We start from the raw sequence: 14,357 nt of genomic DNA on the forward strand, positions 1-14,357 counted from the left end.
CCGTCGTCCTCGGCGCCCCCCATGTGACGCCTTCGCGAACAGTATCCAGCGTTCCCGCTCCGTTTGCCGAGTAGTCCCGCTACCGTGAGGTACGGACGGGTGACATTCCCCGTTCATGGGGGGAGACTGACCATGATGGGTGACTTCGAGGTTCGCCCGTGGGGCACGTGGCACGTGCTCGACGAGGGCGACGGGTACAAGGTGAAGCGGATCGAGGTCCGTGCCGGCCAGCGGCTGTCGTACCAGACGCACGCGCACCGCTCCGAGCACTGGATCGTGGTGTCCGGGGTCGCCACCTGCGTGCTGGACGGCGAGACGATCGTCGCGCTGCCAGGCGAGACGGTCGAGGTGGCGATCGGCGCCGCCCATCGGATCAGCAACCTGCACGAGGAGGACCTCGTGATCATCGAGGTGCAGCGTGGCTCCTACACCGGCGAGGACGACATCTGCCGGCTCGAGGACGACTACGGCCGCACCGAGGCCCTGCGCCACTAACGGCAGACTGCCACGGATCTCACCCTTATGACCCATGCCCACGACAGGTCGTTGGGGTTAGCGTGCAAGAGCGAGCCCGGTGCCCGAGTTCTGGTCTGGACCATGCGCGGATCCGCAGACAGGGTCCCCATGGCAGAGTCAGGATGACGGCCGGGGTGGGCACAACCGACAGTCCGGGGGATGGATTGTGAGCGACCTGGTCGCGCGTATGAGGCGTCACCGAGCGCCGATGGCGATCGCCTTCGACGTCGGTGCGTGGCTGTTCGCGTACGCCTTCTTCGCCTGGCTGCGGCTCGGCAACGACGCCTCCCAGGTGCCGTGGAGCGAGCTGCTCGCGGTCGCCGCGGCGACCGCCGGCCTGTACGTCGCGGTCGCGGCGCCGTTGCGCCTGCACCAGGGCCGGGCCCGCACCGCGAGCCTCGAGGAGGCCGTGCTGCTCGGCTCGCTCATGGGTGGTGCGGGCCTCGCGGTCTTCGTCGCCAACCTCTACATCCAGTGGATCCCCCGCAGCCTGCCGGCGGGTGCGACCTTCGGGGCGCTGGTGATCGCGGCCTGGGGCCGCGCCACCTGGCGGATGCTCCAGGAGCGGGACGAGCGCGCCGGTGACGACGCCGCGCGTGCACTGGTCGTCGGCGCTGGCGAGGCCGCCCGGGAACTGATCAACTCGATGCTGCGCGACCCGCAGCGTCACTATCGGCCGATCGCGCTCCTGGACGACGACCCGCGCAAGCGGCACCTGCGGATCCGCCATGTCCCGGTCGTCGGCACCACGCGCGACCTCGCGAAGCAGGTGGCCCGGCTCGACGCCGAGGTCGTGGTGATCGCGATCCCGAGCGCGTCGGCCGAGGTGATCAACCGGCTGCGGCTCGAGGCGCTGCGCGCCGACGTGCCGGTCAAGGTGCTGCCGTCGTCGACCCAGCTGCTCCACGACACGGTCGGGATCCGCGACCTGCGCGACATCAACATCACCGACGTGCTGGGCCGCAACCAGCTCGACACCGACGTGGCGGCGATCGCCAGCTACCTCGCCGGCCGCAAGGTGCTGGTGACCGGCGCCGGCGGGTCGATCGGCTCGGAGCTGTGCCGGCAGATCCACCGGTACGGGCCCGCCGAGCTGATGATGCTCGACCGCGACGAGTCTGCGCTGCACGCCGTCCAGCTCTCGATCCACGGCCGCGCGCTGCTCGACTCCGACGACGTCATCCTCTGCGACATCCGCGACGAGACCGCCGTGCGGCGGGTCTTCGCGACCCGGCGACCGGACGTCGTCTTCCACGCGGCGGCCCTCAAGCACCTGCCGATGCTGGAGCAGTACCCAGCCGAGGCGGTGAAGACCAACGTGATCGGCACCCGCATCGTGCTCGAGGCCGCCGACCTGGTGGGGGTCGACCGCTTCGTGAACATCTCGACCGACAAGGCCGCGAACCCCTGCAGCGTGCTCGGCTGGTCCAAGCGCGTCGCCGAGCGGATGACGGCCGACCGTGCGCGGGACGCCGACGGTGTCTATCTGTCGGTTCGGTTCGGCAACGTGCTCGGCAGCCGCGGGTCGGTGCTCGCGTCGTTCGCCCGCCAGATCGCCGAGGGTGGACCGCTGACCGTGACCCACCCGGACGTCACCCGGTTCTTCATGACGATCGAGGAGGCCTGCCAGCTGGTCATCCAGGCCGCCGCGATCGGCGCGCCGGGCGAGGCGCTCGTCCTCGACATGGGTGAGCCCGTGAAGATCGTCGACGTCGCCCGCCAGTTGATGGAGCAGGCCGGGACGCCGGTCCGCATCGAGTTCACCGGCCTGCGCGAGGGCGAGAAGATGCACGAGGACCTGTTCGCCGACGACGAGCCGCGCGACATCCGGCCCCGCCACCCGCTGGTCTCGCACGTGCCGGTGCCGCCGCTCACCGACGACGAGGTGCTCGGCCTGCCGACCCAGGGCGCCGCCGACGACGTGCGCGCGGCGCTGGAATCACTGGCCGGCCAGGTCCGCGTCGACCATCCGTCCGACCAGTTCGTCGAACTCGACGGTCGGTGACCAGCCCAGCTCCGTCCGCGCCAGCGTCGCGTCCCCGACCAGCTCGGTCGGGTCGGCCGGCCGCACGAACTCCGGGTCGACCACGACCAGCGGCTCCCAGTCGCTGATCCCGGCGCGGGCGAACGCCGCCGCGACGAACTCGCGCACCGAGCGGCCGACGCCGGTCGCCACCACGTAGTCGCGGGCGACGTCGGCGCGGGCGGCCCGGACCATGGCGTCGACGTAGTCGGGTGCCCAGCCCCAGTCGCGGCGGGCGTCGAGGTTGCCCAGCGCCAGCACGCCGGCGCGGCCCCGCGCGATGGCGGCCACCGTCGACGTGATCTTGCGGGTGACGAACTGGTCGGGTCGGCGCGGCGACTCGTGGTTGTAGAGGATCGCGCTGACCGCGTGCAGCTCGCGGCGACGGTAGACGTCGACCATCAGGTGGGCGTAGGCCTTGGCCGCGCCGTACGGGTTCACCGGGCGGACCGGCGTCGACTCGTCCTGCGGGCTACGGTCGGGCTGGCCGAAGATCTCCGCGCTGGACGCCTGCACGAACCGCACCGGCCGGCCCTGCTTCTCCTGCACCAGCAGCGCCGACTCCAGCAGCCCGGCCGCGGCGACGCCGTTCACGCGTGCCGTCAGGTCGGGCTCCTCCCACGACCGCGCCACCGAGCTCAGCGCGGCGAGGTTGTAGACCTCGTCGGGTGCGAGGTCGACGAGCAGGGCACGCACCTCGTCCACCGCGGTGAGGTCACCGCGGTGCAGCTCCACGTCCGGCACGTCGGGCAGCGGCTCGGCGTCGTGCGCGAGCGCGTGCACCTCGACGTCCTCGGCGAGCAGCCGCTCCGCGAGGTAGCTGCCGTCCTGGCCACTGATCCCGGTGACGAAGGCCCGCATCTCACCAGCCACCGCGGGTCGCCGCGAGGTCCGCGTCGACCATCAGCGCGACCAGCTCGTGGAACGACACCTTGGGCTTCCAGCCCAGCACCTCGCGGGCCTTGCTCGCGTCGCCGACCAGGTGGTCGACCTCGGCCGGCCGCATGAACCGCGGGTCCTGCCGCACGTACGGCGTCCAGTCGTCGATGCCGACGTGGCGGAACGCCGCGTCCAGGAAGTCGCGGATCGAGTGCGTCTCGCCGGTGGCGATCACGTAGTCGTCGCCGTACGGCTGCTGGAGCATCAGCCACATCGCCTCGACGTAGTCACCGGCGAAGCCCCAGTCCCGCTCGGCGTCGAGGTTGCCCAGCACCAGCTCCTCCTGGAGTCCGAGCTTGATCCGGGCGACCGCCTCGCTGATCTTGCGGGTCACGAACTCGGGCCCGCGGCGCGGCGACTCGTGGTTGAAGAGGATGCCGGAGGAGGCGTGCATGCCGTACGACTCGCGGTAGTTGATCGTCATGTAGTGGCCGAACACCTTGCTCACGCCGTACGGCGAGCGCGGCCACAGCAGCGTGCGCTCGTGCTGGGGCGCCTCCTGCACCTTGCCGAACATCTCCGAGCTCGACGCCTGGTAGAAGCGGATGTCCTCCGGCCGGTCGCCGGTGTGCAGGCGCACCGCCTCGAGCATGTTGAGCACGCCCTTGGCGGTGACGTCGGTGGTCAGCTGCGCGTTCTCCCACGAGTACGCCACGAACGACACCGCGCCCAGGTTGTAGACCTCGTCCGGGCTGGAGTCGCGCAGCGCGCGGATCAGGCTGGACATGTCGGTCAGGTCGCCGTTGTGGAGGCGCACGTCGGGGAGCAGCCGCTGGACCAGGTCCAGCTTGGGGTTGTTCTGCCCACGGATCACCCCGTGCACGTCGTACCCCTTGGCGAGCAGGAGCTCGGCCAGGTACAGCCCGTCCTGTCCGGTGATCCCGGTGATGAGCGCGGTCGGCATGGACGGATTGTGCCAGTGACCGCCCGCAACGACCCTCGGCGACCGATGCCAGAGGCCCTAGCCGGTGGTCCGCTGCACCCCGGGCGGACACCATCCGGCGGGGTTGTACGTGCACTCCGGCGCGATCGGGTACCGGTCGCTGCGGAACGGGCTGAGCGCGGCGGCCGGCTGCACGCCGCCCCAGAAGAACTGGTTGTTCTCCCCGGCCCACCGGGTCCGGGCCCAGTCCTGCTCGACCACCTTGCCGTCGACCAGCTTGAGCGCGAAGTAGTCGTCGCGGTTGCAGTCGGCGCGGTACGCCTGTCGCGAGGTGCTCGGCGAGGACAGGAGACCGCCGGTGTACGCCGCGAACGTGTCCGTCGTGCCACCGCCGCACGCCGTGTAGTGCTGGCCGGACTGGTCGTAGGAGTTCAGGCAGAGCAGGTCGGCGCAGTCGGTCGGGTGCAACGGGTGGTCCGTGTTGTAGTGCGGGCTGCCGGGTAGGACCCCGCCCATCGCGTGCGCGAACTCGTGCGCCAGCTTCTCCCCGAACGAGAGGGACTGCTGCGGTGAGAGGTCCCGCGAGGCGTTGCCGGCGAGGCTGATCGTCATCCAGGTCCCGCCCCTGTTGTTGCAGTTCTGCGGGCCGGGCTGGGTGTCGGCCGGGCCGTACCCGTTGCCGGAGCACGGGACCACGGTGGCGCCGCCCAGGTAGTTCCACACCCCGGAGTAGTCGGTGACCGTGATGTACCGCCGGTTCGCTCGCGGTGGGTACCCGTGGCCCTCGAGGTACGGCCACAGGCCCTGCTCGAGCTGGCCGGTCGCCGGGTTGACCCAGTTCTGGTACGGCTCGCGCCGGAGCACCGCCTGCGGCACGCTCACCTTGTCGAAGACCGGCTGCACCTGGGGCCGGCCGTCCGCGCCGGTGCCGAGGAAGGACACGATCCGCGGCGCCGACGTGCGCTGGGCATCGGCCGCGGTGACCACGCCGCGGTTGTTGCTGGCCGCGATCGCGCTGACCGCCCGGCGTACCTGGTTGCGAACCTGGGCAGGGGAGGAGTCGATGAGCGGGGTTTTCGGCGCGTCCGCGTTCGTGACCCAGATGAATTGGAAGGCCGGCTCCGGGCTGTCCGCGGGGACCAGGTTGATCGGGTAGTCCGGGTAGGACCAGCGCGCCCACCACAGCGCCCCGGAGCTGGAGGGGCACCAGCCCCAGCCGTCGAACGTCATCGGGAGCGGGTACCCGTTGGGGTTGAGCTGGGACCAGGCGGACTGCCCGCACCCCGTGTCCGCCAGCCGCGGCGCCGGACTCCGCCACGACGGCTCGGTGCTCGCCCCGGCCGCGGGGGCGACCAGGGTGCAGGCGAGCGTCGCGAGGATCGCGAGCAGGGGCAGCGTCTTGCGCATGGTGGCTCCATCGGCCGGGTTGCTCCGGGCCTGAGCAGCAGCGGCCCGTGGACCTCGGCGGAGGTTCGCAATCGCGCCCCGGGGGGCCGACGACCGGCCTATGCTGACCGGGATGATCAGGCACGGCGTGGGGGGAGTCGCCCTGGCGCTCGCGGTGTGTGGAGGCACGGCCGGCGCCGATGCCGGCGTGCCGTCGACGATGACCGCGACGGTGCGGCCCGTGGCCGTGGGGGATCGCCCGCACGTCAAGGTCCACGTCCCGGCGCCACCCGAGGGTGCCGCGAGCGGTGAGGTGCGGCTGGTCGTGCAGCGGATGTCGGGCAGCTACACCGCGCGGCAGACGAAGTCCTGGAACGGCGAGGACGTCGTGCTGGTCACCCGCCGGGTCGGTCAGGCGGGCAAGTACGTGCTGCAGGCCCGCTTCGTGAGCGGCAGCCCGGACGTGCGCGACCAGGTCACCAGCCGCACGTTCCGGGTCAGTCGCTGACTACGCGCTCTCCTCGAGCGGGTAGGGCCTGGCGCCCATCCACTCCAAGACGTCGTCGGGCAGCGGCTCCCAGCCACGGGCGGGTTCGAGGACGTCGGCGTGGACCGGCTGGCGGTACAGGCCGGACATCCACGACCCGAGAATGGAGCGCTTCATGCCGGGAGCATCGGTGGCGGCCGGCGGAACTTGAGCCCGGAGGCCCACCGGTACAGACCAGTGCGGACTGGTTAGGGTGGCCGGCATGAAGGTTCTGGTCACCGGCGGCGCCGGCTACATCGGGTCGGTCACCGCCAAGGCGCTCGAGGAGGCGGGCCACACGCCCGTGATCCTGGACTCCCTGCTGACCGGGCCGCTGGCCTTCGTCCGCGACCGGATCTTCTACGAGGGCGACATCGCCGACCGGGCGCTGCTGCGCCGGATCGTCGACGAGCACCCCGACATCGAGGCAACCATCCACATGGCCGCGCGGATCGTCGTGCCGGAGTCGGTGGAGCTGCCCTACGAGTACTACCGCGACAACGTCGCCAAGTCGCTCGAGCTCTTCGACGAGCTCGACTCGCTCGGCAAGAGCCGGGTGCTGTTCTCGTCCTCGGCCTCGCTGTACGCCCTCAAGGACGACTTCGAGGTCACCGAGAGCGACCCGCTGGCGCCGAACTCGCCGTACGCCCGTACCAAGCGGATGATGGAGGAGGTCCTCCAGGACATGGCGGTCGCCACCGGCCTGCGCGCGATCATCCTGCGCTACTTCAACCCGATCGGCTCCGACCCGGACCTCGAGAGCGGCATCTACGCCAAGGAGCCGTCGCACGTGCTCGGGCAGCTGGTGATGGCGGCGCGCGGCCAGAAGGACGCGTTCACGATCACCGGCACCGACCTGCCGACCCGCGACGGCACCGGCATCCGTGACTACATCCACGTGTGGGACCTCGCCCGGGCGCACGTGCGGGCCGTCGAGCGGTTCGATGAGGTCCTCGCCGCGGCCGGCGAGCCGAGCGTGGTGATCAACGTCGGCGCCGGGTCGGGCGTGACGGTGCGCGAGCTGCTCACGGCGTTCGAGAACGTGTACGGCCAGGAGGTGCCGACCCGGGAGGCGCCGCCGCGACCGGGCGACGCGGTGGGGGCGTTCGCGAACGTCGACCGCTCGGTCCGCCTGCTCGACTGGCGCACCGAGCTGTCCCTCGAGGACGCCATCGCCTCCGCGCTGGCCTGGGGCGAGAAGCGCCAGGAGATCCTGGGCTACGAGTGAGGTATGCAGTCGCAGCGCTCGCGCTCGCCGGCATCGTGGCCACCGGCGGCGCGGTGTCGCCCGCGCAAGGCGCCCAGGTCGAGGCCGGGGGGTCTCGACAAGCTCGACCACCGTTGTCGGGCCGGGTCGTGGTGATCGACCCCGGGCACCAGCTCGGCAACCACAACTTCCCGCGCAAGATCAACCGGCCGGTCCCGGCCGGCGGGTTCCGCAAGCCGTGCAACACGACGGGCACCGCCACGAACGGCGGCTACCCCGAGGCGACGCTGGCCTGGCGGGTGTCGAAGGTCCTCGCAGCGCGCCTGGAGCGCCTCGGTGCGACGGTGAAGCTGACCCGCACTACCAACAGCCAGCGGCACTGGGGCCCGTGCGTCGACGAGCGCGGCCGGGCCGGCAACAAGGTGCACGCCGACGCCAAGATCTCCGTGCACGGTGACGGCTCCTACACCGCCGGCGCCCGCGGCTTCCACGTCATCGCGCCGACCGACCGTCGGCCGTGGACCCACGACATCTACCGCACGTCGAAGCGGCTGGCCGTCGACACGCGCGCCGCCCTGAAGGCCAAGGGGCTGCGGGTCGCGAACTACATCGCCGGCGGCGACGGCCTCGACTTCCGCTCCGACCTCGGCACGCTGAACCTCTCCGACGTCCCGACCGTGATGGTCGAGCTCGGCAACATGCGCGACGCCTCGGACGCGCACCGGATGACCAGCCCGCAGGGGCGCCAGAAGTACGCGGCAGCTCTCGCAGACGCCGTACGCCGGTTCCTCCAGCCAGTACCGTAGATGCGTGGACGCGCGACGAGCGCTGGCTGTCTCGGTGCTCTGCGTCGCGCTTCTGGCCGGGTGCTCGGGCAGTGACGGCGGCTCCGCCGACCCGCAGCCGACGGCGCGGCCCGGCTCGCCGCTGTCGACGGTCGCCGCGGACGGCCTGCCGGCCGACTTCCCCCGCGACGAGGTGCCGCTGATCAAGGGCGACGTGGCATCGGTGGAGAAGGGTGGCCCGAAGGACCCGGGCTACGCGGTCGCGATCCTCACCGACGCGTCCCGGCCCGCGGCGGTCGCGAAGGCGGTGGCGCTGCTGGTCGGTGCCGGCTGGGACGCGAAGCCCGCGGGCCGCGGGAACCCGCCGCCGGTGCGGGTGCTCACCCGGGGCGACCGGCAGGTGATCATCACCAACAGCGTCGCCGGCGGGCAGACGCTGATCAGCTATGCGATCGACCTGCCGTCGTAGCGCCCTCCGGGTCGCGCGACGCGGTCAACGCCCTGCAGTGAGCCGCCGGCTCGGGACCTCGGCGGGACGGGTCAGGGCTTCGAGCGGTCCGCGTACGCCGGGCCGCTGAGCACGCCGTTCAGGACGATGTCGACCAGCTCGGTCGCGCGGGCGTCGATGTCGTCGGGGCCGAGCGCGCGGGAGTCGAGGCGCAGGCCCAGGGTCTGCATGATGACCGGGCCGTAGATGCACTCGGCGACGGCGTTGGGGGAGATGCCCTCGATGGCCTCGCCGCGGGTGACCGCGCGCTGGAGGATGTTGTCGACGTGCTCCACCTGGACGTCGGCGACCGACTCGGTGAAGCGGCCCAGCCGCTGCTGGGCACCGGCGGTGTCGATGGTGATCCGCAGCGTGGCCCAGCCGGCCGGGTCGCGGAAGTACTCGAACAGGTTCGTCGCCACCTGGTGCAGGTCACCGCGCAGCGAGCCGGTGTCCACCGCGGCGACCTGGGCGGTGCTGCTGCCGACCGCGTCACTGAGCAGCGTGTCCTTGTCCTGCCAGCGCAGGTACACCGTCGACTTGCCGACCCCGGCCCGGCGCGCGACCCCGTCCATCGTGAAGCCGGACCAGCCGTGCTCGCCGTACTCCTCGAGCGCGGCGTCGATGATCCGCTTCTCGGCACCGGGCGTGCGCGGTCGCCCCCGGCCCCTTCGCGGCTCCGCCTGTGAGGTGGCCATGGCTGATTGAACCTCACAAATCCGGACTGTGTGGCCACGATCGCTAATGTCCAGTCCATGTGGCAGCCCCTCAAGCTCGGGCACCGGACCTACACCGACGGGCTCCCGCTGGTGATGGCGATCGTCAACCGGACCCCGGACTCCTTCTTCGACCAGGGTGCGACCTACGCCGAGGACAAGGCGTGGCAGCGGGTCCGGGCGGTCGTCGAGGAGGGCGCGGACATCGTCGACATCGGCGGCGTCCGTGCCGGCTACGGCCCCGAGGTCGACGCCGCCGAGGAGATCGAGCGGGTGGCGGGCTTCGTCGGGCGGGTGCGCGCGGCGTACCCGGACCTGGTGATCAGCGTCGACACCTGGCGTGCCGAGGTCGCCCGGGCCGTGCTCGAGCAGGGCGCCGACGTCATCAACGACGCCTGGGGCGGGCACGACCCCGACCTGGTCGCGGTCGCCGCCGAGTACGACGCCGCGGTGATCTGCACCCACGCCGGCGGTCTGAGCCCGCGCACCGACCCCTTCCGGCAGGAGTACGACGACGTGGTCGCCGCCTGCATCGAGACCACGGTCGGGCTCGCCGAGCGGGCCGTCGCGGCGGGCGTCGACCCGCACAGCGTGGTGATCGACCCCGCGCACGACTTCGCGAAGAACACCTTCCACTCCCTCGAGCTCACCCGCCGGATCGGGGAGATGGTGGACACCGGCTACCCGGTGCTGGTCTCGGTCTCCAACAAGGACTTCGTCGGCGAGACCCTCGGCCTGCCCGCCGGTGAGCGGATGCACGGCACCTACGCCGCGACCGCGATCACCGCGATGGCCGGGGCCCGCATCCACCGGGTCCACCAGGTCCGCGAGACCCGGCACCTGGTCGACATGGCCTGGTCGATCGCCGGCCGCCGGCCGCCGCTGCGCGCGATCCGGGGGCTGGCATGAGGGCGGTGCTGGTGCCGGGCGTGCTCGCGCTGCTGCCCGAGTACGCCGGCCTCGAGGACCCGGTCGCCGAGCTGCGGGCCGCCTGCCTCGACGCGGTCGGCTGGCTGGGCGCGGACGTCACCGTGCTGGCCGGACCGCAGGGGCGCAAGGTCGCGGAGAGCCTCCTGGGGTCTCGACAAGCTCGACCAACGGCGGAGAGCCTCCTGGGGTCTCGACAAGCTCGACCAACGGCGGAGAGCCTGCTGGGGTCTCGACAAGCTCGACCAACGGAGGTCGAGGCTCGACCGACGCGGGTCGACGGCGCGTCGTACCTCGTCGTGGGCAACGGCTCGGCCCGGCGCCGCGACACCTCGCCCGGCTACGTCGACGAGCGGGCGATCCCGTTCGACGCGGACCTCGGCACCCGGCTGCGCACCGGGGAGCTGTCGGGCATCGACGCCTCGCTGGCGCGCGAACTGTGGGCCGACACCGAGGCGATCGCGCGGCTCGACGGGGTGCTGCCGCCGGGCTGTGCGTGCACGGTCAACTACGAGGACGACCCCTACGGCGTCCAGTACTGGGTCGTGCGGTGGGAGTGGTGAGGGTCCTCGTCGGGCCCGACCTGGACCCGGAGGCCGACCTCGCGACGCTGTACGCCGCGCCGGCCGACCCGTGGCTGCGGGTGAACATGGTCGAGACCCTCGACGGCGCCGCCACCGGCGAGTCCGGCCGCAGCGGGTCGATCAACAACGCCGTCGACAAGGTCGTCTACCACCAGCTGCGCGCGCTCGCCGACGCGATCGTGGTCGGCGCGGGCACCGCGCGCATCGAGGGCTACGCACCGGTCGACCGGCCGACCGTGGTCGTCAGCCGGCGCGGGCAGGTGCCCGACCTGCTCCGCGGCGGTACGCCGGGCGCCGTGCTGCTCGCCACCTGCGCCGGCGCCGAGCTGCTCGACGAGGCGCGCGCACTGCTCGGCGACGAGCACGTCCTGGTCCTCGGCGCGGACACGGTCGACCTGGCCGCGCTCAAGGACGCGCTCGTCGCCCGCGGGCTCACCCAGCTGCTCTGCGAGGGCGGGCCGCACCTGCTGCGCGACCTGGTCGCGGCCGGCGTGGCCGACGAGCTGTGCGCGACGATCGTGCCGCGGCTGGTGGGCGGCGAGCACCCGCGCATCACGCAGGGCCCGCCGGTCGACGTACCGCTGCGGCTGCACCTGCTGCTCGAGGCCGAGGGCACGCTGCTCGGACGCTGGACGATCTCCTCCCAAAGAAGGGGTGTTTGAGAAGACCGCCACGGATAGAGTGCGAGTCCCGTCCGCTCGGTCGGGTCCGGCCCATGAGGGAGAGACATGCCGCGCCATCTCAGGTCACTGGCCGCCCTGGCCGCCGCCGCACTCGCCGCCGCGGTGCTGCCGGCGGGCACGACGGCGAACGCCGCACCCGACGGTGCGATGTTCCGTTCGCTGGACGGCTTCCGGCCATCCGGCCCGCACGTGCGGGTCAGCCCCGACCACTACCGGGCGTTCCGCGTCGACATCGCGCAGGTCCGCTCGACCCTCGCCGACGCGCCGCGCGCCGGCGCCGCCGGCAGCACCGAGATCGCGATCCCGACGCCCGACGGCGGCGTCGAGCACTTCGCGGTGCAGCGCACCAGCATCCTGTCGCCGGAGCTCGCCGCCGCCCACCCGGAGATCTCGACCTGGGCCGGTGACTCCACCGACCACGAGGGCACGAGCATCGCCCTCGACGTCACGCCGATGGGCTTCCACGCGAGCGTCCGGCCGGCCGGCGGCCAGGGCGCCTGGTACGTCGACCCGGCGTACAACATCCGCGGCACCACCACGCACCTGAGCTACTACGGCGGCGACCTGGCCAAGCAGGCCGTGCAGTTCGCCGAGCGCGACATGCCGGTCGTCACGAAGCTCGCGCGGTCCCGCTTCTCGGGGCCCGCGCCCGACGCCGTCGTCCAGCAGAAGGTGTACCGGCTGGCGCTGGTCACCGACCCGACGTACGCCGAGTACTTCGGCGCGGCCAACGTGGCGGCCGAGAAGGTCACGCTGATGAACCGGGTCAACCAGATCTACAACGACGACCTGGCGATCAACTTGCAGCTGACCGCCGACGTCCAGTTCAACACCTGGGAGGACGCCGTCGAGCCGAGCGGCCCGTGCGGTGCCAACCCGTGCTGGGTCAACGAGCCGAACCCCGGCGACACCAACGGCGGCTACGTCCAGGGCCAGATCGCGTACTGCGACGTGGGCACGCTCGAGCGCAACCAGATCGTGCTCGGCCAGCTCGTCGGCGCCTCCAACTACGACATCGGCCACATCATGCTCGGCGTCAACGGCGGCGGCATCGCCCAGCTGCAGGCGGTCGGCAACACCCAGAAGGCGTGGGGATGCACCGGCCTGGCCGACCCCACCGGCGACTTCATGGCGATCGACTACGTCGCCCACGAGATGGGCCACCAGTTCGACGGCTCCCACACCTTCAACGGGACCCAGTGGAACTGCGGCCCGGGCAACCGGATGCCGGGCGCCTCGGTCGAGCCGGGATCCGGGTCGTCGGTGATGGCCTACGCCGGCATCTGCCGGCAGGACAACCTCCAGCTCCACACCGACCCGTACTTCTCCCAGCGGACGCAGGACGAGGTCAACGCCTACACGGCCAGCCCGGCTCCCGACATGGTCGAGGTCCAGGACGTCGCGACCGACGGGTTCCGCGCCGGCGACTCGATCCGGGTCCGCTACGCCGGTGGGGGTGCCTCGGCGACCTTCACTCGCGGCAGCACCGGTGACACGGCGTACACGCGGGAGAACGTCGAGACCCAGCTCGAGGCGCTCACCGGCAAGGACCTCACGGTCACCGGCTGGGGCTACGACCCGTACTCGGCGATCTACAGCACCGGGGAGTTCCCGGCGCCCCTGACCGGCGTCGGGCCCGGTGGCTTCCAGGTGATCTTCGCCGGCAACGCGCGGCCCTACAGCAAGCTCAGCGACCACGTCGACGAGCCGGAGCTCCAGGTGACCTCCAGCGACGTCGGCTACATCCACGTCGGTGAGACGGTGAAGGGCGGACCCACGAGCAACACCGGGTTCGCTGTGAACACCACGACCAACCACAACCCGGTGGTCACCGCACCCGCGGACATGACGATCCCGGCGCGCACGCCGTTCACGCTGACCGGCTCGGGCACCGACTCCGACGGCGACCCGCTGGTCTACCTGTGGGAGCAGAACGACGACGCGCACGGCCGCAAGGGCACCGCGCTGATCAGCAACAAGAAGATCTACGGTCCCCTGTTCCGGGTCTTCGGGACGGTCGCGGACGTCTCCGACGCGGCGTCCCTCCAGTACAACTCCCCGGGCGAGAACCTCGCGTCCGAGGAGACCCGGACCCGGACCTTCCCGGACATGGCGCAGATCCTGGCGGGTCACACCAACGCCAAGTCCGGCAGTTGCGCCGAGGTCAAGCAGGTCACGGACCCGTACGTGCCGGTGAAGCCGGCGCCGCTGGACTGCTACTCGGAGTTCCTGCCGACCGAGGCCTACCTGGGCACGCCCGGCATGGCCGCGCACGCCATGCACTTCCGGCTCACCGCGCGGGACCGGGTGCCCGGCGGTGGCGGCGTCAGCTACGACGACGTCACGCTGACCGTCGACCCGACGGCCGGGCCGTTCCTGGTCACGTCGTTCGGCAAGAAGGGGCAGTCCGTCAAGGGCGGGAAGCCGGCCACGTTCACCTGGCAGGTCAAGGGCACGCACAAGCTCGCGCCCAACGTGCGGATCGTGCTGTCGACCGACAACGGCCACGCCTGGACGACCGTCCTGAAGGACGCGACTCCGAACGACGGCAAGGCCACCGTCAAGATGCCGACGATGAAGGCCGCGAAGGCACGGATCGCGATCCTGGCCGTCGACAACTACTTCTTCGACGTCAACGACAAGCCGTTCGCGATCAAGTAGCAGTCGCTTCACAGGGATAGTCCCTGACGAAAAT

At 71.6% G+C, this 14,357-nt stretch carries 15 protein-coding genes; 10 read left to right on the top strand and 5 right to left on the bottom strand.

Going from position 1 to position 14,357, the window contains the following annotated elements; genetic code table 11:
- Positions 1-135 precede the first annotated feature (135 nt).
- Positions 136-495, top strand: a complete 360-nt coding sequence (locus ABD086_RS13080) for a phosphomannose isomerase type II C-terminal cupin domain (RefSeq protein ID WP_343907990.1) — start codon at positions 136-138, stop codon at positions 493-495.
- Between the two features lie 229 nt (positions 496-724).
- The gene (locus tag ABD086_RS13085; RefSeq protein ID WP_343907991.1) at positions 725-2,521 is read left to right on the top strand and encodes a polysaccharide biosynthesis protein; all 1,797 of its coding nucleotides are present in this window, start codon (positions 725-727) and stop codon (positions 2,519-2,521) included.
- On the opposite strand, the gene ABD086_RS13090 is transcribed toward ABD086_RS13085, so the two are convergent.
- From ABD086_RS13090 to ABD086_RS13100, 3 genes are read right to left on the bottom strand one after another with little or no spacing between them, the layout of a single operon-like run.
- Positions 2,456-3,400 carry a GDP-mannose 4,6-dehydratase gene (locus ABD086_RS13090; RefSeq protein WP_343907992.1) on the bottom strand — a complete coding sequence of 315 codons (945 nt, stop codon included), beginning with the start codon at positions 3,398-3,400 and terminating at the stop codon, positions 2,456-2,458. The two genes, ABD086_RS13085 and ABD086_RS13090, sit on opposite strands and share 66 nt — an antisense overlap.
- A gap of 1 nt (position 3,401) precedes the next feature.
- Positions 3,402-4,382 (bottom strand): GDP-mannose 4,6-dehydratase, encoded by a 981-nt coding sequence (gmd, locus tag ABD086_RS13095; RefSeq protein ID WP_343907993.1) that lies wholly within the window; start codon positions 4,380-4,382, stop codon positions 3,402-3,404.
- Positions 4,383-4,439: 57 nt separating this feature from the next.
- Complete coding sequence (locus ABD086_RS13100) at positions 4,440-5,768, bottom strand: hypothetical protein (protein WP_343907994.1); 1,329 nt, start codon at positions 5,766-5,768, stop codon at positions 4,440-4,442.
- A 112-nt stretch (positions 5,769-5,880) separates the two neighbouring features.
- Between ABD086_RS13100 and ABD086_RS13105 the strand changes: the two genes are divergently transcribed.
- Positions 5,881-6,255 carry a hypothetical protein gene (locus ABD086_RS13105; protein WP_343907995.1) on the top strand — a complete coding sequence of 125 codons (375 nt, stop codon included), beginning with the start codon at positions 5,881-5,883 and terminating at the stop codon, positions 6,253-6,255.
- Here the strand turns inward: ABD086_RS13105 and ABD086_RS13110 are convergent, their stop codons facing one another.
- Positions 6,256-6,411: a hypothetical protein gene (locus ABD086_RS13110; RefSeq protein ID WP_343907996.1), complete on the bottom strand. Its 156-nt coding sequence runs from the start codon at positions 6,409-6,411 to the stop codon at positions 6,256-6,258.
- An 85-nt stretch (positions 6,412-6,496) separates the two neighbouring features.
- Here ABD086_RS13110 and galE point away from each other — a divergent pair, with 85 nt between their 5' ends.
- From galE to ABD086_RS13125, 3 genes are read left to right on the top strand one after another with little or no spacing between them, the layout of a single operon-like run.
- On the top strand, positions 6,497-7,501 hold the full coding sequence (gene galE, locus ABD086_RS13115; protein WP_343907997.1) for a UDP-glucose 4-epimerase GalE: 1,005 nt from the start codon (positions 6,497-6,499) through the stop codon (positions 7,499-7,501).
- Positions 7,498-8,286 carry an N-acetylmuramoyl-L-alanine amidase family protein gene (locus tag ABD086_RS13120; RefSeq protein ID WP_343907998.1) on the top strand — a complete coding sequence of 263 codons (789 nt, stop codon included), beginning with the start codon at positions 7,498-7,500 and terminating at the stop codon, positions 8,284-8,286. Before galE ends, ABD086_RS13120 begins: the two co-directional genes overlap by 4 nt.
- 4 nt (positions 8,287-8,290) lie before the next feature.
- A complete protein-coding gene (locus ABD086_RS13125) occupies positions 8,291-8,734 on the top strand; it encodes a hypothetical protein (RefSeq protein ID WP_343907999.1) in 444 nt (147 codons plus the stop codon).
- 71 nt (positions 8,735-8,805) lie between these two features.
- Here the strand turns inward: ABD086_RS13125 and ABD086_RS13130 are convergent, their stop codons facing one another.
- The gene (locus tag ABD086_RS13130; RefSeq protein WP_343908000.1) at positions 8,806-9,450 is read right to left on the bottom strand and encodes a TetR/AcrR family transcriptional regulator; all 645 of its coding nucleotides are present in this window, start codon (positions 9,448-9,450) and stop codon (positions 8,806-8,808) included.
- 57 nt (positions 9,451-9,507) lie between these two features.
- Between ABD086_RS13130 and folP the strand changes: the two genes are divergently transcribed.
- From folP to ABD086_RS13150, 4 genes are all read left to right on the top strand, one after another.
- Positions 9,508-10,377: a dihydropteroate synthase gene (gene folP, locus ABD086_RS13135; protein WP_343908002.1), complete on the top strand. Its 870-nt coding sequence runs from the start codon at positions 9,508-9,510 to the stop codon at positions 10,375-10,377.
- Positions 10,374-10,958, top strand: a complete 585-nt coding sequence (locus tag ABD086_RS13140; RefSeq protein WP_343908003.1) for a class III extradiol ring-cleavage dioxygenase family protein — start codon at positions 10,374-10,376, stop codon at positions 10,956-10,958. Before folP ends, ABD086_RS13140 begins: the two co-directional genes overlap by 4 nt.
- Positions 10,955-11,641: a dihydrofolate reductase family protein gene (locus ABD086_RS13145; protein ID WP_343908005.1), complete on the top strand. Its 687-nt coding sequence runs from the start codon at positions 10,955-10,957 to the stop codon at positions 11,639-11,641. The genes ABD086_RS13140 and ABD086_RS13145 overlap by 4 nt, the downstream gene beginning before the upstream one ends.
- Positions 11,642-11,707: 66 nt before the next feature.
- Positions 11,708-14,323 carry a reprolysin-like metallopeptidase gene (locus ABD086_RS13150; RefSeq protein WP_343908006.1) on the top strand — a complete coding sequence of 872 codons (2,616 nt, stop codon included), beginning with the start codon at positions 11,708-11,710 and terminating at the stop codon, positions 14,321-14,323.
- Positions 14,324-14,357: the final 34 nt, after the last annotated feature.

The sequence above is a fragment of the Nocardioides aquiterrae genome (assembly GCF_039526625.1).
GTDB lineage: Bacteria > Actinomycetota > Actinomycetes > Propionibacteriales > Nocardioidaceae > Nocardioides > Nocardioides aquiterrae.